The sequence below is a fragment of the Streptococcus dentiloxodontae genome, assembly GCF_053206925.1.
This window is the reverse complement of the sequence record NZ_JBRUHR010000024.1, coordinates 15,789-34,418: the sequence shown is the minus strand read 5'-3', so window position 1 is coordinate 34,418 and position 18,630 is coordinate 15,789. Positions and strand designations below refer to the sequence as shown.

Sequence of the window (18,630 nt, the reverse complement as noted above, 5' to 3'; positions counted from 1 at the left end):
ATAGGAATCTTTCTAATGATGGTTTTGTCGCTTTTCATTATAAGTCATATGGGACTTTTTGTGTATACACTCAAAAAGCCCTATAATATCTGAATGAGATTTACCCACTACAGATATTATAGAGCCACTTTTTATAAGTGTTTCCAACTTTTTTATTTTGTTCTTAAAAGTCAGTAACATAGCAGAATATTCGTTGTTTTTTCATCAAACGGTAAAATGAAAGCGCTTGCTATTTGATTAAAAATAAGTTATAATAATGAGAAAGACATAGTTAACCGTTTCACTAATAGATAACTCATTGATTGCTTTTATATTGATGTAGATGATAAATACTTAATGATTTAAGAGAGAGCGTCATATTTAGAAAGGATGGATAAATGCTATATTCAAACGTAAAAGATTTTAATGCTGCAGATTATGCTGTATTGGCTAAGGCTTTTGCGCTTCTTAAATCTAGGGATTTTACCCAAGAGGATGATGGGCGCATTTTGGTAGATGAAGATACCTATATCCAAGTTTTATCTTATCAGACTCAAGATATTCGTCAGGTACCTTTTGAAAGGCATCACGAGAGATTAGATATTCACTATATAGCAGAAGGACGTGAAATTATTGCGGTTTCTGCGGATAGCCAAATTGAGCCTGCTAGTCCTTATAATGCTGAGCGCGATATTGAATTTTTAGAAGAACCCAAACACATCAATCATATTATTTTAGAGAAAGGAGATTTTTTGTTAATTGGTATGGATGAGCCTCATAAAACCAATGGATGGATTGAGGAAGGGCATCCAGAAAACGTAAAGAAAATAGTTCTCAAAGTTCGGCGCAGCGCAGATAGTTAAGGTTCTAACCTGTCTGTACTGATACTTGGGAAGCCTCTCTCTTATCTTGTCATGAAAGGAGAAAATCACATGATTCAAACACTTATTGGAATTTTATTGTTATTAATTTTTATCGGTTTGGTTGTTTATGCTATTAAAGGCGGCAATCTGATGATTGGGATGCTGATTATGGCTATTTTATGGACCATTATTCCTCTTATTGGGAATATGCTGGTGACAGATACCAATTTTATTGCAGAAAATAAAGATGTTATAAAAACACCGGTTATGGATGTCTTAACCAATGTCTTTCAATCTGGTCCTGAAGGCTGGGGTTCTGTTCTGGTTAACTTCTTCTTTGGTGCTTGGTTTGGCCGAGTCATGCTTCAGACTGGGATTGCTTCTTCTATTATCAAAAAGACCGTGGAACTTGGTGGAGACAACCCTGCTATCACAGCAACCCTGCTTCTGATTGTGACGACAGCTATTTTTACCAGTATGTTTGGTGCCGGTGCAGTTGTTGCCATTGGGGTTATTGTTTTGCCAATCATGCTGACTCTGGGAGTTCCTAAGGTTTTATCAATCGTTTCCTTTATGCTTTCAATAGGTGCGGGGCTTTATATTAATCCGGTTATTTTTAACCAATACCAAGCCTTTTATCTGGGTAGTAATGGAGAACAAACCTATTTTTATGATGCCACTTACTTGCGTTGGGGTTTTGTTGCTTTAGCTGTACAGCTGATTGTTGCTATTTTACTCATTGTTTTCTTTGCTAATCGTAAAAAACGTGTTCATGCTTGGTCTGCTAAAAATCCTCAAGCTTCAGAGACGACCAGTGTGCCAGCCTTGGCTTTACTGACCCCTTTTATTCCGGTTATCTTGGCTATTGGTTTTAAAGTGCCTGTTATTCTTGGTTTCTTAATTGCTAGTTTTTACGCCTTGGCTATCTGCGGCTTCTTAAAGAGTTTTAAGGAGACTGGTGATGTCTTTAACAAGACTTTCTACGATGGTGTTATTGACACTGCACCGCTGGTTGGTTTTATGCTAATCATTCCAATGTTTAACAAAGCTTCAGAGCTGGCTGTTCCTTATTTCAATGCGCTATTGGGAGGCATCATTCCTCATTCAGCCCTAGTTATCTGTTTAGCCTTTGCTGTTTTAGCACCTCTAGGTCTATTTAGAGGACCGTTTACGCTGGCAGGTGCAGGTGCAGCAACTTTAGGAATTCTAAAGGGTGTCGGCTTTAGTACAACTCTGCTCTTTCCTTTGATGTACACTCCAACAATCACAATGAATATTTCATCATGTATTACCCAGTCATGGATTATTTGGGGAATTAATTATACTAAAGTTTCTTCCAGAGACTTCCTCAAGATTTCTATTCCTAGCGGTTGGCTAATTAGTGCTGTTCTAGCTATGATTACTTACTTCATGTTTGGCTGATGGTGTGTTTGTTATTTTTGTCAAATGAATGAAAGGTTTGGGCAAGCTATCTATTTTGCCTAAAAAAATGAATGATTTCGACAGCCCTGTTAACAACTTAAAGGAGGTATGTTATGTCAGGCAGGAAAGTACGCATGGGTATTGACGTTGGCGGAACGCACACCAAAGCGGTCGCTATTGACAATGATACCCACGAAATTATTGGTAAATCTTCAGTAAAAACAACCCATGATGATCAATACGGCGTAGCTACAGGTGTTGTAACTTCTTTTGTCAACTGCATGAAAGAAAATGGCATTGCGCCGGAGGATGTAGTTTTCGTTGCTCATAGCACGACTCAGGCAACCAATGCTCTATTAGAAGGTGACGTTGCAAAAGTTGGTATTTTAGGGACAGCAGGCGGTTTCTTTGAATCTTTTCTTGCTAAACTCCAGCTTCATTTGGATGATATTGACTTAGGAACAGGACGTCACATTACAATTATTGATGAGTTTTTAAAGGGGAAGGATTTCACACAGGAAAATGTCAACCGTAAAATTGATATACTGGTGGAACGAGGAGCAGAAGTGATTATCGGATCTGCAGCTTTTGGTGTTGACGACCCCACTCCTGAGCGTAATATTTTAGAAGAAGTTGAAAAACGCGGTATCATGGGCGGCACTGCATCTGAAATCACAAAGCTTTACGGACTGACGCGTCGGACACGCACTGCGGCCATTAACGGCAGTATTTTACCTAAGATGCTGGATACTGCTTCACAGACTGAAAATAGCGTGCGCAATGCAGGCGTTGAAGTTCCGCTTATGATTATGCGCGGTGATGGCGGAGTTATGGACATCACAGAGATGAAGAAACGTCCCGTTTTGACCATGCTGTCAGGTCCAGCGGCTAGTGTTATGGGTGCGCTCATGTATTTGCGGACTTCTAACGGCGTTTATTTTGAAGTTGGCGGTACCTCGGTTAATATTGGTGTCATTAAAAATGGGCGGCCAGCTGTGGATTATTCTATTGTTGGGGGGCATAAGACTTTTGTGACCTCGCTAGATGTCCGTGTCTTAGGTGTGGCTGGTGGCAGTATGGTTCGGGTTTCAAAGCAAGGTGTGGTTGATGTTGGTCCTCGAAGTGCCCATATTGCAGGGCTGGATTATGCCGTCTTTGCTGATGAACAGCGGTTGGAGAACTGCAGTTTTGAATTTTTCCAGCCTAAGCCAGGTGATCCTGAAGATTATGTCAAAATCAAATTAAGAGATGGTTCTTATTTGACTATTACCAACAGCTGTGCTGCCAATGTCTTAGGTCTGGTTAGCCCTGATGAGTTTTCTTATGGAAATGTTGAAGCCGCCAGACGCGCCATGAAGCCAGTAGCAGACTATGCAGGTTTAACTGTGGAGGAATTGGCAGAGCAGATTTTACAAAAGTCGTTTGAGAAAATTGAACCGGTTATTTTAGAACTAGCGGAGAAATATAAGCTCAGCCACGACCAGATTTCTTTAATTGGTGTTGGAGGCGGTGCTGCTTCGCTGATTGGTTATTGTGCTGATAAGATGAAAATTAGGTATAAGATTCCTGAAAATGCTGAGGTGATTTCTTCTATTGGTGTTGCCTTATCTATGGTACGGGATGCTGTAGAGCGGGTAGTGCCAAATCCTACACCTGATGATATTCGCAGTATTCGTCAGGAGGCTATTGAACGTGCTATTGAAAGCGGAGCATCACCAGAAACAGTAGAGGCTCATGTTGAGATTGATTCTCAGACATCTAAACTAACAGCCATTGCCACGGGCTCAACAGAAGTTAAATCGCAAGATTTGCTGAGTCAGGCCAGTGAGGCAGAACTGCTGGAGCTGGCTGCTGAGGATATGGGCATCTCTCCTGAGCAGGCTAAGGTTGCTATTGATGGTCAGTTCTTTAAAGTTATCAAACGGACAGATGGTAATGAGGCCATTCGCATTTTGGATAATAAAGGCTTTATCAAAGTTCAAAGCAGTTCAGGTGAATCCTATGAAATTAAGGTTGAAGAATATGAAGATGCGGTATCAGATTTGTACGAAACCTTGGCTGTGTATACAACTGACAGCGTTCTGCGTCCAGATTTTTACATTTGTGTAGGACCTAGGATTATGGACTTTAATGGCAGCATGGATTTTGATCAAATTCTTTTGCTTATGTCGGTGGAAATGGATATGCTTGAACCAGACGAAAGGGTTATTTTAACCGCTGTTAAAAATCAATTATGATGAAAGAAAATTTAAAGAAAATCTTTTTTCCAAGGCAAGATCAAAAAACGATTCAAATACCTGATGAAAAAACTTCTCAAGTGCCGGATTTTGAGACTTTCATTGATTTAGTTTTGGCTATTCCAGAGGAGTATTTTTTTCAGAAAGCCTTAGAAGATGATCCTATCTATGGTCGATTGACGAGAAAGCACAAGCAAGAACTAGTGGCAGAAGCTCGAAGCTGCGGCAGCCAATTTGCCCAAGAAGCTTTGAAACAGTCGAAAAATATTTTTCAGCTGCTGAAAGAAGAGCAGATAGACTATAGCAATCCTGATAAGCCCAATGGCGGAAGTTATGTGATTTTTGCCCAATACACTGAGCCTAATCATATCACAGTTTTTCAAGACAGTGTGGCTAAGTTCTTGGAGCTTGTGGCAACTACAAAATACCGTTCATTCTTGACTGAGGAAAGGCTGAAGTCTTTGCTGCTGGCGCATGAATATTTTCATTATTTGGAATTCAGTCATGAAAAAACAATAGTCACCAAGACGAAAAAAATGGTTTTATGGCGCTTTTTAGGCTATGCTTATCAGACGAGATTTATCTGTCTTAGTGAGATGAGTGCCATGGTCTTTGCCAAGACCTATACAGATTTTCCTTACTCTCCTTATATTTTGGATTGCCTGTTAACTTATGCTTATAACAAAGAATTATCCTACAAAATTTATCAAAGTATAAAAAGGGACTAGTGCTTGAAAGAGGTAATCTAGTCTCTCTTTTTAATTTATGGTATAATAGCAAAGCTAAAAAGAGAAAAAATAGAAGAGAACTATCATGTCATTTAAAGAATTTAATTTTAAGGCTTATATTCAGGCTGCACTTGATGAGCTGAATTTTAAGAAAGCAACTCCGGTTCAGCAAAAGCTAATTCCAGTGATCCGCTCCGGCCGAGATTTGGTTGGGGAATCAAAAACAGGATCTGGAAAGACCCATACTTTTTTGTTGCCGATTTTTGAAAGGCTAGCGGAGGATTCTGCAGAAGTTCAGGCGGTTATTACTGCGCCTAGCCGTGAACTAGCAACTCAGATTTATCAGGCGGCTAAACAAATTGCAGATCATTCTGAAGCTGATATTCGTGTGGTTAATTATGTTGGCGGGACAGATAAACTCCGTCAGATTGAGAAGCTAAAAAATACGCAGCCGCAGATTGTTATTGGAACACCCGGCCGTATCTATGATTTGGTCAAATCAGGCCATCTGGATATTCATAAGGCTCATACTTTTGTTGTTGACGAAGCTGATATGACTCTTGATATGGGCTTTTTGGACACGGTTGATAAGATAGCTGCAAGTTTGCCAAAGGATGTGCAAATCTTGGTCTTTTCAGCGACTATTCCTCAGAAGCTGCAGCCATTTTTGAAAAAATATCTGACCAATCCAGCTATGGAAAAAATCAAGACCGAAACGGTTATCGCAGATACCATTGACAATTGGCTGATCTCAACCAAGGGACGGGATAAAAATGCGCAGATTTTGGAGATAGCTCACAGCTTACAGCCTTATCTGGCTATGATTTTTGTCAATACCAAGGAGCGAGCTAATGAATTGCATACTTTTTTGACAGCTAACGGATTGAAAGCAGCGAAAATCCATGGCGGTATCACGCCGCGTGAACGCAAACGCATCATGAATCAGGTCAAAAAATTAGACTTTGAATACATTGTTGCGACTGATTTGGCTGCTCGTGGTCTTGATATTGAAGGGGTCAGCCATGTTATCAACGATGCCATTCCTCAGGATTTATCATTCTTTGTGCACCGTGTCGGACGAACTGGCCGCAATGGTTTATCGGGTACAGCCATCACCCTCTATCAGCCAAGTGAAGATTCAGACATCAGAGAACTTGAGAAGATGGGCATAGCCTTTGTGCCAAAAGTCCTTAAAAATGGGGAATTTCAGGATACTTATGACCGTGACCGCCGTGCCAATCGTGAGAAATCTTATCAAAAACTGGACACAGAAATGATTGGCCTAGTCAAAAAGAAAAAAAAGAAAATCAAGCCAGGCTACAAGAAGAAAATTCAGTGGAAGGTTGATGAGAAACGCCGCAAAGAGCGTCGTGCTGAAGCGCGTGCTAAGGGCCGCTCCAAGAGGAAGGCCAAAAAGCAAAGTTTTTAAGCTTTAAGACAGGATAAATGTTAAAGAGAGTGGGATAAACCACTCTCTTTTTCTCCATTTGTCAAGTCTATCAACGGTTTTGAGAACTATTTTTTAAAGTCTACCGTATCTTTTTAAGTCGTTTAAATCTAAAAAAGTGTACACTAAAACAATATATTAGAACTTGTATTCATAAGAATTTTTGTGACAGTCTGCCTTAAGTAGTGGGGACGGCAGCGACCGACTACGTCGTTCCATGCCTAATTTTCGAGCCTAAGGTCTCGAAAATCCCCACGATTGTTGCCCGTTTCGGGCAACAATCTCATCACCACGGCGGCAACTGTCGTATATCATTCAGATGAATTTTGTGAATACAGGTTCTTATTTTAAGATTTTTTGTGATATAGTTTAGCTATGAGCTGATAGTTTTTTTCAATTTGTTTAGAGAAATTCGATATGCTAAACTAATAAAGTCTTGAAACCGTTTTAGAAACGAGGGATAATTGATGAAAAAATTTTGGTTAAGTTTGTCACTAGTGTTAGTTTCAGTTTTATTTTTAGCGGCTTGCTCAGACGATAACAATTCGTCAGAAAAGACAAAGATTACAGTAGCAACAGACTCTGACACGGCTCCTTTCACCTACAAGAACGGGAAAAATTTCACAGGATATGATATTGATGTGTTAAAGGCTATTTTTAAAGGTTCTGATAAGTATGAATTGCAGTTTACGACGACGGCCTTTGATTCTATACTGACAGGGGTAGATGCAGGCCGCTATCAAATTGCTGCTAATGATTTTAACTATAATGAGGAGCGGGCAGAAAAATATCTATTTTCAAATCCGATTTCCAAATCAAATTATGCCATTACAAGTGCTGCAGGAACTTCCTATGACAGTCTGGATGATTTAGCTGGAAAATCAACTGAAGTAATCTCAGGCTCAAATTATGCTCAGGTCTTGGAAGAATGGAATAAAGCTCATCCTGACAAAGAGCAAATTCAAATCAATTACGCTTCAAGTTCAACGGGTTTGACAACTCGTATCCAGCATATTGACAGCGGAAGTATTGATTTCATCTTGTATGATGCGATTTCGTCTGCCTATATTGTCGAAGATCAAGGTCTTGATTTGACAGTAACTGATGTGACTGATGCTATTGGTGGTGATACCGATGGTTTGGAATATTTCTTGTTTGCCGATGATAAGCAGGGAAAAGAATTGCAAAGCTTTGTCAACCAGCGTATTGAAGAATTGACAGAAGACGGAACGTTGAAGGAATTGTCCGAAAAGTACTTTGGCGGGGACTATGTAACGGATCTTGGAAAGTAATTTCATCAACTGTTAAATTAAGACTGCTACTTTTCTTTAGCTCTGCCTTTATGTTACAATCAAGCTATGCTTTCAAAAAAATTTCAAGACTTAATGAAGACGGATACCATTGCGACAGCCAAGGCATTGCTGGGAATGGAATTGTATTTGGATAGTAAATTCTTAGGCAGAATTGTAGAAACAGAAGCCTATCTTGGCAGCAAAGACAGTGCCTGCCACAGTGCCAATGAACGGCGAAGCCCTAAGAATGAATCCATGTATTTATCTGCCGGACATTGGTATGTTTACCAGATTTATGGGCATCAGCTGCTGAATCTCGTTACAAAGCCGCAAGGCATTGCAGAAGCTGTATTGATTCGGGCTTTAGAAACACCAGACGGCAGCTTGCTGGCAAATGGGCCAGGTAAGCTGACGCGATTTGCAGGAATTGATAAACGTTTTAATGGAGAAAATTTGAGTGACTCCAAACTGCAGTTGCAAGATGGAACAAATCCTAAGAAAATCGCTGTTCGTCCCCGAATTGGTGTTACTTGCACTGATCATTGGCGACAGGAGCTGCTCTGCTTTTACACGAAAGGAAACCGTCACGTCTCAAAAATCTCCAAAAGAAAGTTGTTGCCTGACCAAGAAACATGGTTATAAAAAGTCAGTACAGCTTTTGTCTGTGTTGACTTTTATGCGGTAAATCTTATGATTATTGGATTTCTCATCCTTAAGCTTGAGGTGATAGCCTTTTTCTATCACAACGATAAAGAATTACTATTTCACTCCTATTTTCAATCGTGATACAATATTTATACGGAAATATAGGAATATGAGCAGGGCCGGCGACATGCTGGCTTGCTTTGTTTTCAGTAAATTGCAGAGGGGAATTTATGTATCTTACATTATTAGCATCAGACGGTCCCGTTTGGTATCAGCATTTTGTTAATTGGCTGCCATCAGGTAAGCTCTTTTCTTGGCAGGCGGTTTTTGACGCTATTCCGTCTATTTTAGAACATCTTCCAATGACAATTGGCCTGACATTAGCAGGAGCTTTCTTTGGGCTTATTTTAGCTTTGCTTTTTGCGATTGTTAAAATTAATCGTGTGCCGGTGCTTTATCATATTCAGGCGATTTTTGTCAGCTTTCTGCGCGGAACGCCAATCTTGGTTCAGCTCATGTTGACTTACTATGGTATTCCGTTGGCGCTTCGTGCTTTGAACAATGCCTATGGTTTGGATTGGAATATCAATGCTATTCCAGCATCAATTTTTGCCATTACAGCCTTTGCTTTTAATGAAGCGGCCTACACTAGTGAGACTATTCGTGCGGCTATTTTAGCAGTTGATTCTGGAGAAATTGAAGCTGCGCGTAGTTTGGGAATGACATCTTTCCAAGTTTACCGTCGTGTTATCATTCCAAATGCGGCAGTCATTGCGACACCAACCTTAATCAACAGCCTGATTGGTCTTACTAAAGGAACCTCTTTGGCTTTTAACGCAGGAATTGTGGAAATGTACGCTCAGGCTCAAATTATCGGCGGTGCAGATTACCGCTATTTTGAGCGTTATATTTCGGTATCTCTGATTTACTGGATTATTTCTATCGGTATTGAGTATTTGGGTCGCTTCTTCGAGCGCCGTATGGATATCAAAGCGCCTGAAAATGCTAAGATTTCTGCTACAGGAGGGGATCGCTAATGATTAAAATTACAAATTTAAGTAAGGGATTTTCAGGTCAAAAAATTCTAAAAGGTATAGATATAGAGATTAAAAAAGGAGAGGTCGTGGCTCTTGTCGGAGCTTCAGGTGCTGGTAAGTCAACGATTCTCCGCTGCCTCAATTACCTTGAAAAAGCTAATTCTGGAACGATCGAAATTGATGATTTTAAAGTAAATCTTACTAATGTCTCTAAGGAAGACATTTTAACCCTCCGTCGCAAACTGGCCATGGTTTTCCAGCAGTTTAATCTTTTTGAGCGTCGAACTGCACTTGATAATGTTAAAGAAGGTCTTAAGATTGTCAAGAAACTGTCCGATGAGGAAGCGACAACTATTGCCAAACAAGAATTGGCAAAGGTGGGTCTGTCGGATCGTGAAAATCATTATCCGCGCCATCTGTCAGGTGGTCAAAAGCAGCGTGTTGCTTTAGCGCGGGCATTGGCCATGAAGCCAGATGTTCTCCTGCTAGATGAGCCGACATCGGCTCTTGATCCGGAACTTGTGGGTGAAGTGGAAAAATCCATTGCTGATGCAGCCAAGTCAGGGCAAACTATGATTTTAGTCAGTCATGATATGAATTTTGTCTATCAGGTGGCAGACAAAGTGCTCTTTCTCGAAAAGGGACAGATCCTTGAACAAGGTAGTCCAGAAGATATTTTCAATCATCCAAAAGAAGAAAGAACCAAAGAATTCTTTGCTTCTTATTCAAAACAATATCTTTAAGGCAAGACTTTTGCTATAATAGGAGAAAATAGAGTCTGAGGGGATACCGAAGGCTCTTTTCTACCATTAGAAAGAGTTGTCAATATGCTATTATCTATTTTGAAATTTTACCTTTTAGGACTGCTAATTGCTTTTGTGCTGACCTTTGTTTTGTCTGCTATTTGGATTAGCTATCGTGCTGTTAGAAAAAAAGATCGTACCATTCGTGAACGTCAGAGTGTGCTTTATGATGCCATTATGATGTCTATGGTTGCTATTCCCATCTTGGCTTTTGCTTTTATGGCTATTATTATCATGATGAGAGCATAAAACTAGCTTTTTTGAAAAAGATAAATTAAAATATGACTACAAACGTAAATTGAAAGTGGAACAAAAATCGGTAAATTGTGATAAAATTGCAATTTCGATTTTCTTCGTTCTCCTATTTTAAGGATTAGGTAGAAGTCATCTGCTGGATAATTTCTTTGTGACTTACTTTGTGAGTTTTATTTTCAGATTAAAAAGGTTTTCCAGATCTTTTTAACCTCCGCACAGTTGATTAGAGATTTGATATGACCTAACCTTCATAGGATTAGATAGCCTCCAATAGTTTGGAGATGGAGCTATCACTTATTTAATTGAACACGGGCTAAAAGCGTCGAGAAAGAGATAGCCTGCCTTATGCGCAAAGCGCATGGCGTTAGGCTCCTATTTTCTTCTCGCTTTCTTAACGCCCTTTGTATCTTAATAATTGAACACGAGCTGCGGATTGTGTCAAAAAGATGCTTCCTTCTAAAGTCGTTTAACGACTCGTCGTCGAATCCCTATTTTGACTTTATCCGCGAACGCTCTTTGTATCTTGTCTAGCAAAGGATACTTTGGTAGTTCGGTGAATTGTCCAAAGTTTAGCCAAGAAAGTGGGAAGCGAAAATGCTAATCAGCAGTGGTTGATGGTGCTAAATCCCCTAATGAACTGTGCAGGAGAAATGCTAAATTGGCTAAAGATAGTTGCTTACCTCAAATCGTCCACTGGATGTTTTGAGTCCCAACCACTGCGTCAATCTAACAAACCTAAGGTAAAATAAAGGAGGCAGGACTTTTCTTCCAGCCTCCAAAAAAGAAGGAGTTTTTATGTACGATACTATTGTAATCGGAGCAGGGCCTGCGGGCATGACGGCTGCGCTTTATGCAGCACGTGCTAATTTAAAAGTAGCAACCTTAGAACAAGGAGCGCCGGGCGGACAGATGAACAATACCTCTGATATTGAGAATTATCCCGGATTTGAGAGCATCTCAGGTTTTGAACTATCCATGAAAATGTATGAACCTCTGGAAAAATTAGGTGTTGAAAATCTCTATGGCATTGTGTCTGCTATTGAAGATAAAGGTAGCTATAAGCTTGTTAAAACCGGTGATGAGGTCTATGAAACTAAGACTGTCATTATCGCAACGGGAGCTAAACACCGTCATATTGGTGTGGCTGGAGAGGAAGAATTCAACAGCCGCGGAGTTTCTTATTGTGCAGTCTGTGATGGCGCATTTTTCCGTAATCAGGATCTTTTAGTTGTTGGTGGCGGAGATTCTGCTGTTGAAGAGGGGATTTATTTAACGCGCTTTGCTAAGAGTGTGACAATCGTCCACCGCCGTGATCAACTACGGGCGCAGAAAGTCTTGCAGGATCGTGCCTTCGCTAATGATAAGCTTAATTTTATTTGGGATTCTGTTGTCAAAGAAATTAAGGGTGATGACATCAAAGTGCGCAGTGTTGCTCTTGAAAATGTCAAAACAGGCCAGGTAACTGAACATGAATTTGGCGGTGTCTTTGTCTATGTTGGTCTGGATCCTGTATCAGATTACCTTTCAAATCTGGGTATTACAGATGATGCAGGCTGGGTTATTACAGATGATCAGATGAGAACAAGCGTTTCTGGTATTTATGCGGTTGGAGATGTCCGTCAAAAAGATCTCCGTCAAATCACAACAGCCGTTGGAGATGGCGCAACAGCTGGAATTCAGGCTTATAACTACATTGAAAATTTAGGATGAAATAGTTTGTTATTATGATAAGATGCCCAGCCATGCGATAGCTGGGCTTTTTTGGTATAATGAAACTATTAATGCTTGAGGTGACTGTTTTGCGCGTTGTAGCTGGTGAATTTGGCGGCCGTCCGCTAAAAACTCTTGAGGGAAAGACGACTCGCCCCACGACAGATAAAGTCAAAGGGGCTATTTTTAATATGATTGGTCCATTTTTTAGTGGCGGTCGTGTGCTGGATTTGTATTCGGGAAGCGGTGGTCTGGCTATTGAAGCTGTCAGTCGTGGGATGGATTCGGCTGTTTTGGTTGAAAAAAATCGCAGAGCGCAGGCCATTATTCAAGAAAATATTGAGATGACTAAGTGCCAAAACCAGTTTCAGCTGCTTAGAATGGAAGCCAAGCAGGCTATGAATCAGCTAACCGGCCAGTTTGATTTGGTGCTGCTTGATCCTCCTTATGCTAAAGAGCAGATAGCAGCTAATATTGAATCACTTGAAAATCTAGGACTCTTGTCAGAGGAGGCCATGCTGGTTTGTGAGACAGATAAGAGTGTTGAACTGCCGGAAGTTATCTCAGACTTTGGCATTTGGAAACAAAAAATTTATGGAATTAGTAAGGTGACAGTTTATGTCAGATAAAATTGCAATGTTTGTGGGTTCTTTTGACCCTATTACAAATGGGCATATGGATGTAATTAAAAGAGCCAGTAAGCTTTTTGACATCCTTTATGTTGGGCTCTTCTACAATAAAGACAAGCAGGGCTTCTTTTCTGTTAACAGTCGTAAGCGAATGCTGGAAAGGGCTTTGGAAGAATTTCCCAATGTCCGTTTAATTGCTGCTCACGACAGTCTGGCGGTGGATATGGCCAGACATTTAAATGTCTCCTATCTTGTTCGTGGTTTGCGCAGCAGTAGTGACTTTGATTATGAAGCTAATCTTGATTATTTTAATAAAAATTTAGCACCAGAGATTGAGACTGTCTATCTGCTGGCAGGCCATGAATGGCAGCCGGTGTCTTCAAGCCGTGTTCGGGAACTTATCTATTTTAAGGCAGATATTTCAGCTTACGTTCCTGAAGCTGTGGTCAAAGAAGTGGAGGAAAATTTTGAAAAATAACAACATATTTAAGCGTTTGGGGAGATTTGTCTGGCGGCTTAAATGGTGGATTTTAGGAACGATAGCTCTACTGGGTCTTTTATTTACTCTATTTTTTCCGTTGGATTATTATGTTGAAATGCCAGGGGGCGCCTATGATATTGACGAGGTCATGACTGTTGATGGGAAAACTGATGATGAGAAAGGATCCTATAATTTTGTTGCTGTGGCCCAAAGCAGAGCTACCTTGGCACAGCTGATTTATGCTTATCTTACGGATTTCACAGAGATTTCAACCGTAAAAGAGACCACTGGAGATTATTCTGCAAAAGAATATGAACTGATCAATCAGTATTATATGGAAACATCGCAAAATACAGCCATCTATCAAGGATTGACATTGGCTGGGAAGACTGTTTCTTTTGATTACTTAGGTGTCTACGTTTTGAATGTCAGCAATAATTCAAGCTTTAAGGGTGTGCTTAATATTGCTGATACGGTAACAGGTGTGAATGGAAGGACCTTTAACAATTCAGATGAGCTGATAACCTATGTCCAGTCCCTAGAGTTAGGTTCAAAAGTGACTGTTCAGTATACTTCAGATGGTAAATCCAAGGAAGCCAAGGGAACTATTGTCAAAATTGGCAATGGAAAAACAGGTATTGGTATTGGCCTAGTAGATCACACGGAGATATCATCAGATACTAAGGTTAATTTCTCAACAGGCTCTGTTGGCGGTCCAAGTGCAGGGCTGATGTTTACACTGGCTATCTATGATCAACTGTCAGAGCAGGATCTGAAGCAGGGACGTACGATAGCAGGGACAGGGACTGTTGAAATGGATGGTTCTGTTGGAGATATTGGCGGAGCTTACCTCAAAGTCAAAGCAGCGGCTGATGCTGGCGCAGAAATTTTCTTTGTTCCCAATAATCCTGTCTCAGATGAGCAGAAAAAAGCGGATCCAGATGCTAAGTCTAATTATGAGGAGGCTAAAAAGGCTGCTAAAGACTTAGATACCGATATGAAAATTGTACCAGTGACCACTGTGCAGGATGCTATTGATTATTTAAAAGAAACGGCTAAAGATTAATAAAGGCAGGCAAAGTCCTGTCTTTTTAGGGCTTATCCTCAGAGGGTTTGGCAGCAGTTCTCCCTTTTCTGTCTTCTTTTTGCTATAATAAGAGCATGCAAAAACGTTACCATACGGTAAATGATTATTACCGCAAACTTTTTGGAGAAAAAATTTTTAAACTACCTATTGACGCAGGTTTTGACTGTCCTAACCGTGATGGAACAGTAGCACATGGCGGCTGTACTTTTTGTACAGTTTCAGGTTCTGGTGATGCCATCGTAGCCCCAGAAGCCCCTATTCGTGAACAGTTTTATCATGAAATTGATTTTATGCACCGTAAATGGCCAGAAGTCACTAAATATCTGGTTTATTTTCAAAATTTCACCAATACGCATGAAAAGGTTGAGGTTATTCGTGAGCGTTATGAACAAGCCATCAACGAACCTGGTGTGGTCGGCCTTAATATTGGGACACGCCCAGATTGTCTTCCAGATGAGACAATTGCTTATCTAGCTGAGCTCAGTGAACGTATACATGTTACCTTGGAACTTGGTCTTCAGACGACTTATGAGGAAACATCTATATTAATTAACCGTGCACACAGCTATCAGCTTTATGTAGACATTGTTCAAAAGGTTAGAGAAAAAGCACCAAAGATTGAGATTGTTTCTCATTTGATTAATGGCTTGCCGGGTGAAACGCACGAAATGATGGTAGAAAATGTGCGGCGCTGTGTGACAGACAATGATATTCAAGGAATTAAACTTCATTTGCTGCATCTGATGACCAATACCCGTATGCAGCGTGATTATCATGAAGGGCGTCTGCAGCTGCTCAGTCAGGATGAGTATGTCTCTATTATTTGTGATCAGCTGGAAATCATTCCTTGGCAGATTGTGATTCATCGCCTCACAGGCGATGCACCGCGTGACATGCTGATTGGTCCTATGTGGAGCCTCAATAAATGGGAGGTTCTCAATGCCATTGATAAAGAAATGGAAAGACGAGGCAGTATACAGGGCTGCAAATTGGAGGTGAATAGATGATGAAGCGTCCCATCCAGCTTTCGCATGATTTTCTGGCGGAGGTGCTTGATAAAGACAGCATAGCGGTAGATGCCACCATGGGCAATGGACATGATACCGCATTTTTAGCGAGTCTTGCGGGAAAGGTTTATGCCTTTGATGTGCAGAAAAAAGCTTTGCAGAAAACGCAAGAGCGGCTGGCGCAGCTTGGGATGGATAATGCACAGCTTATTTTAGAGGGACACCAGCATGTGGACAAATATGTGAAGGAACCTATCCGCGCAGCTATTTTCAATCTGGGCTACCTGCCCTCTGCTGATAAGTCACTGATTACCAAACCTGATACGACCTTGCAAGCTTTGCAAAAGATTTTAAAGAAACTGGAAATTGGCGGACGTGCAGCCATTATGGTATACTATGGGCACGATGGAGGCGATGTTGAAAAGGATGCTGTGCTGAATGCAGTATCCCAACTAAATCAAGCTGTTTTTGCAGCCACGCTCTATCAGCCTCTTAATCAAATCAACACGCCGCCTTTTTTAATCATGATTGAACGTTTAAAAGAAGATGAAAGGAATAAAGACCAGCAAGAAGCTTGAAGCTGACAGCTTGGAAACACAGACAAATTCTTCAGCTGGTCTTGGTACTTTATCGATGAGAGATGCAATTTTACAGGCCAAGCTGGCTAAAATGCAAGAACGCTATCTGAATTCTGCTGGCAGCCAGACAGCTATGGAACAGGTTAGTTCACGTAAGATGGCCAAGATTAAGAAAAAATTAGCTAACCTCGAAATTGAACGCTGTCAGCGTAATTTTGGGCACAGCAGCTGTCAGGAAATTGACAGGAAAATTGAAAAGCAAAAAGAACGTTATGCTTCTTACTGCACAAAAGATTAATGGAGGTGAGCAATGCACATCTCTATTTTAGTGATCACCGTTTTGTTTGCTCTTATTCTGTCTAATGTCCTCAACCGTATATTTCCCAAGCTTCCTTTGCCGCTGATTCAGATTGTTTTTGGCGGTGTGATTGGCCTTTTTCAAGGAGAGCATTCAGTGGCGTTCGACACGGAAATCTTCCTAGCCTTTGTTATTGCTCCTTTGCTTTTTAGAGAAGGAGAAGAGAGCGACATTACCAGTGTTCTTAAAAATTGGAAGCTTATCCTCTTTCTGATTTTTCCTATTGTTTTTGTAACGACGATAGGTCTTGGCTTTGTTGCTAAATCCATTTTGCCGATAGAAGTTCCTTTGGCTGCCTGTTTGGCTTTAGGTGCAGCGCTTGGCCCAACGGATTTGGTGGCCTTTTCTGCCCTTTCTCGCCGGTTCTCATTTCCAAAACGCGTCAGCCATATTTTACAGGGGGAGGGGCTGTTAAATGATGCTTCTGGTTTGGTTGCATTTCAGGTGGCAGCGACCGCTTTAATTACTGGAACTTTTTCGTTAGCAGATGCCAGTTTTAGCCTTCTTGTCTCTGTTATTGGTGGCTTTTTGGTGGGAATAGGAGCTGCGCTTCTCAATCGCCTTATTCTGTCAATTTTGGATAATGTTGATGCTTCTGATGTCATCGGAGCTTTGCTTTTAGAGCTAGCTCTGCCCATTGTTTCTTACTTTCTTGCTGAAGAAATACAGGTGTCTGGGATTATTGCGGTTGTAGTTGCGGGTATTTCTCAAGCCAGCCGTTTTAAGAAAATTACCCTCTTTGATGCTCAGGTAGATAAGGTCAGTCAGGTTGTTTGGAATACCATTAGTTTCATGTTAAATGGCTTGGTTTTCCTTCTTTTGGGCTTGGAATTGACCGAGCTGGGCGAACCGGTTTTAACGACCGTAGAATACAGCAATTTGTCAATTTTTCTCGTCATTATCGTTTTAACAGCTCTGTTGTTTGCCATTCGTTTTGTTATGATTGCTATTTTTGCAGCCTATGTTTCTTTACGTCGCAAAAGACCGTTTAGGCGTATGTGGAAAACTGTTTCACTCTTAACTCTTTCTGGTGTTAAGGGAACTGTATCTATTGCAACAATTCTGCTTTTGCCGAAGGCTTTGCCATCATTGGAATACAGTATGCTTATTTTTACGGTAGCTGGCGTTACTCTTTTATCCTTTTTAGTAGGGATTTTAACTCTGCCGCATCTAGCTGGCGCTCCTTTGGCCAAGGGAGATCGCTATGTGGAAATTGCTATTATTAATGAAGTTATTCGAGAACTTGAAAAAGATTTGCTGACAGCTGAGCATCAGGCTCCTATCTACGCTGCTATTGATAATTATAACCATCGTTTGGAAAATCTGATTTTGGATCAAGAATCTAACGAAATCAAAGCAGAGCTGGCTCTTATTCGTTACATGATTATGGGAATTGAAAGTGAAGGACTGGAGTATGCTTATCAGCAAGGTACAATTTCCATTAAAGAATACCGCATTTATCAAACTCATATTAAAAATTTGGAGCGCCGTATTAATCGAGGTTTTATCTCAAGTATCAGTTACGCTTTTCTCGTGCTGCTGCAAGGACTTCGCCGTCTATTGCGTGAACTGGTGACCTTGGGCGCTAGTTTTCGCCGCTTTAGGCGATGGCAGAAATCAGACAGAGGGCTGACAGAAGAAAACCGGGATCACATCGCTGAACTCTATCTAACAAATACAGAGCAAATCCTATCAGCTTTAGCTGGTTTGGAAGGCATTTACAATTCTAATTTATTGGCTTACATGAAGCGCAATCGACTGCAGGAAGCAGAGATTATTCAATCACAAGCCTTCGTCGAACGTGTTATTACACGCCTGATGCCGACTAATATTGATGAAATGCTGCGCGGCTATTACTTAGAACGTAAATTTATTTCCCAATATGAAGCTGACAATCTTATCAGCCACCGTTACGCTAAACGTCTTCGTAAAGAAGTCAACATCTTGGAAGACTATTCTCTCAAAGAATCCAGTAATACCTTAAGTTATGACATGATTAACCTGATTAGACGACAATATTAAAAGAGCTTGAATCTCAGAACGACATCTAATTATTAGATGCTGTTTACAGA

General features: G+C 40.7%; 18 protein-coding genes. All 18 read left to right on the top strand.

What is annotated here, in order from left to right:
* The first annotated feature begins 377 nt into the window (after nucleotides 1-377).
* Nucleotides 378-842: a NanQ anomerase/TabA/YiaL family protein gene (locus tag ACVRZ8_RS09880; protein ID WP_447449159.1), complete on the top strand. Its 465-nt coding sequence runs from the start codon at nucleotides 378-380 to the stop codon at nucleotides 840-842.
* Nucleotides 843-911: 69 nt separating this feature from the next.
* Nucleotides 912-2,264, top strand: coding sequence for a citrate transporter (locus tag ACVRZ8_RS09875; RefSeq protein WP_447449158.1), 1,353 nt, complete (start codon nucleotides 912-914; stop codon nucleotides 2,262-2,264).
* Nucleotides 2,265-2,377: 113 nt separating this feature from the next.
* The gene (locus ACVRZ8_RS09870; protein ID WP_447449157.1) at nucleotides 2,378-4,501 is read left to right on the top strand and encodes a hydantoinase/oxoprolinase family protein; all 2,124 of its coding nucleotides are present in this window, start codon (nucleotides 2,378-2,380) and stop codon (nucleotides 4,499-4,501) included.
* Nucleotides 4,498-5,229: a hypothetical protein gene (locus ACVRZ8_RS09865; protein ID WP_447449156.1), complete on the top strand. Its 732-nt coding sequence runs from the start codon at nucleotides 4,498-4,500 to the stop codon at nucleotides 5,227-5,229. Before ACVRZ8_RS09870 ends, ACVRZ8_RS09865 begins: the two co-directional genes overlap by 4 nt.
* Before the next feature lie 85 nt (nucleotides 5,230-5,314).
* Nucleotides 5,315-6,658 carry a DEAD/DEAH box helicase gene (locus ACVRZ8_RS09860; RefSeq protein ID WP_447449155.1) on the top strand — a complete coding sequence of 448 codons (1,344 nt, stop codon included), beginning with the start codon at nucleotides 5,315-5,317 and terminating at the stop codon, nucleotides 6,656-6,658.
* 485 nt (nucleotides 6,659-7,143) lie between these two features.
* A complete protein-coding gene (locus ACVRZ8_RS09855) occupies nucleotides 7,144-7,968 on the top strand; it encodes a transporter substrate-binding domain-containing protein (protein WP_447449154.1) in 825 nt (274 codons plus the stop codon).
* Between the two features lie 66 nt (nucleotides 7,969-8,034).
* A complete protein-coding gene (locus ACVRZ8_RS09850) occupies nucleotides 8,035-8,610 on the top strand; it encodes a DNA-3-methyladenine glycosylase (RefSeq protein WP_447449153.1) in 576 nt (191 codons plus the stop codon).
* A 233-nt stretch (nucleotides 8,611-8,843) separates the two neighbouring features.
* Nucleotides 8,844-9,650, top strand: coding sequence for an amino acid ABC transporter permease (locus ACVRZ8_RS09845; RefSeq protein ID WP_447449152.1), 807 nt, complete (start codon nucleotides 8,844-8,846; stop codon nucleotides 9,648-9,650).
* Nucleotides 9,650-10,393 (top strand): amino acid ABC transporter ATP-binding protein, encoded by a 744-nt coding sequence (locus ACVRZ8_RS09840; RefSeq protein ID WP_447449151.1) that lies wholly within the window; start codon nucleotides 9,650-9,652, stop codon nucleotides 10,391-10,393. The genes ACVRZ8_RS09845 and ACVRZ8_RS09840 overlap by 1 nt, the downstream gene beginning before the upstream one ends.
* A gap of 84 nt (nucleotides 10,394-10,477) precedes the next feature.
* Nucleotides 10,478-10,702, top strand: a complete 225-nt coding sequence (locus ACVRZ8_RS09835) for a DUF4059 family protein (protein WP_447449150.1) — start codon at nucleotides 10,478-10,480, stop codon at nucleotides 10,700-10,702.
* 801 nt (nucleotides 10,703-11,503) lie between these two features.
* Entirely contained in the window at nucleotides 11,504-12,418 is a 915-nt protein-coding gene (gene trxB, locus ACVRZ8_RS09830; RefSeq protein WP_447449149.1) for a thioredoxin-disulfide reductase, read from the top strand.
* An 89-nt stretch (nucleotides 12,419-12,507) separates the two neighbouring features.
* Nucleotides 12,508-13,047: a 16S rRNA (guanine(966)-N(2))-methyltransferase RsmD gene (gene rsmD / locus ACVRZ8_RS09825; RefSeq protein ID WP_447449161.1), complete on the top strand. Its 540-nt coding sequence runs from the start codon at nucleotides 12,508-12,510 to the stop codon at nucleotides 13,045-13,047.
* Nucleotides 13,037-13,525, top strand: a complete 489-nt coding sequence (gene coaD / locus ACVRZ8_RS09820) for a pantetheine-phosphate adenylyltransferase (protein ID WP_447449148.1) — start codon at nucleotides 13,037-13,039, stop codon at nucleotides 13,523-13,525. The genes rsmD and coaD overlap by 11 nt, the downstream gene beginning before the upstream one ends.
* Nucleotides 13,512-14,594, top strand: a complete 1,083-nt coding sequence (locus ACVRZ8_RS09815; RefSeq protein WP_447449160.1) for a SepM family pheromone-processing serine protease — start codon at nucleotides 13,512-13,514, stop codon at nucleotides 14,592-14,594. The genes coaD and ACVRZ8_RS09815 overlap by 14 nt, the downstream gene beginning before the upstream one ends.
* A gap of 95 nt (nucleotides 14,595-14,689) precedes the next feature.
* On the top strand, nucleotides 14,690-15,622 hold the full coding sequence (mnmL, locus tag ACVRZ8_RS09810) for a tRNA modification radical SAM protein MnmL/YtqA (protein ID WP_447449147.1): 933 nt from the start codon (nucleotides 14,690-14,692) through the stop codon (nucleotides 15,620-15,622).
* On the top strand, nucleotides 15,619-16,200 hold the full coding sequence (mnmM, locus tag ACVRZ8_RS09805; RefSeq protein ID WP_447449146.1) for a tRNA 5-(aminomethyl)-2-thiouridylate-methyltransferase MnmM: 582 nt from the start codon (nucleotides 15,619-15,621) through the stop codon (nucleotides 16,198-16,200). The genes mnmL and mnmM overlap by 4 nt, the downstream gene beginning before the upstream one ends.
* Entirely contained in the window at nucleotides 16,169-16,498 is a 330-nt protein-coding gene (locus ACVRZ8_RS09800; protein ID WP_447449145.1) for a hypothetical protein, read from the top strand. The genes mnmM and ACVRZ8_RS09800 overlap by 32 nt, the downstream gene beginning before the upstream one ends.
* A gap of 12 nt (nucleotides 16,499-16,510) precedes the next feature.
* Nucleotides 16,511-18,580 carry a cation:proton antiporter gene (locus ACVRZ8_RS09795; RefSeq protein ID WP_447449144.1) on the top strand — a complete coding sequence of 690 codons (2,070 nt, stop codon included), beginning with the start codon at nucleotides 16,511-16,513 and terminating at the stop codon, nucleotides 18,578-18,580.
* The last annotated feature ends 50 nt before the right edge of the window (nucleotides 18,581-18,630 follow it).

Bases quoted from the DNA above. Each gene is read 5' to 3' on its own strand.
- ACVRZ8_RS09880 (WP_447449159.1), top strand. From the start codon at position 378: ATGCTATATTCAAACGTAAAAGATTTTAATGCTGCAGATTATGCTGTA.
- ACVRZ8_RS09875 (WP_447449158.1), top strand. From the start codon at position 912: ATGATTCAAACACTTATTGGAATTTTATTGTTATTAATTTTTATCGGT.
- ACVRZ8_RS09870 (WP_447449157.1), top strand. From the start codon at position 2,378: ATGTCAGGCAGGAAAGTACGCATGGGTATTGACGTTGGCGGAACGCAC.
- ACVRZ8_RS09865 (WP_447449156.1), top strand. From the start codon at position 4,498: ATGATGAAAGAAAATTTAAAGAAAATCTTTTTTCCAAGGCAAGATCAA.
- ACVRZ8_RS09860 (WP_447449155.1), top strand. From the start codon at position 5,315: ATGTCATTTAAAGAATTTAATTTTAAGGCTTATATTCAGGCTGCACTT.
- ACVRZ8_RS09855 (WP_447449154.1), top strand. From the start codon at position 7,144: ATGAAAAAATTTTGGTTAAGTTTGTCACTAGTGTTAGTTTCAGTTTTA.
- ACVRZ8_RS09850 (WP_447449153.1), top strand. From the start codon at position 8,035: ATGCTTTCAAAAAAATTTCAAGACTTAATGAAGACGGATACCATTGCG.
- ACVRZ8_RS09845 (WP_447449152.1), top strand. From the start codon at position 8,844: ATGTATCTTACATTATTAGCATCAGACGGTCCCGTTTGGTATCAGCAT.
- ACVRZ8_RS09840 (WP_447449151.1), top strand. From the start codon at position 9,650: ATGATTAAAATTACAAATTTAAGTAAGGGATTTTCAGGTCAAAAAATT.
- ACVRZ8_RS09835 (WP_447449150.1), top strand. From the start codon at position 10,478: ATGCTATTATCTATTTTGAAATTTTACCTTTTAGGACTGCTAATTGCT.
- trxB (WP_447449149.1), top strand. From the start codon at position 11,504: ATGTACGATACTATTGTAATCGGAGCAGGGCCTGCGGGCATGACGGCT.
- coaD (WP_447449148.1), top strand. From the start codon at position 13,037: ATGTCAGATAAAATTGCAATGTTTGTGGGTTCTTTTGACCCTATTACA.
- mnmL (WP_447449147.1), top strand. From the start codon at position 14,690: ATGCAAAAACGTTACCATACGGTAAATGATTATTACCGCAAACTTTTT.
- mnmM (WP_447449146.1), top strand. From the start codon at position 15,619: ATGATGAAGCGTCCCATCCAGCTTTCGCATGATTTTCTGGCGGAGGTG.
- ACVRZ8_RS09800 (WP_447449145.1), top strand. From the start codon at position 16,169: ATGAAAGGAATAAAGACCAGCAAGAAGCTTGAAGCTGACAGCTTGGAA.
- ACVRZ8_RS09795 (WP_447449144.1), top strand. From the start codon at position 16,511: ATGCACATCTCTATTTTAGTGATCACCGTTTTGTTTGCTCTTATTCTG.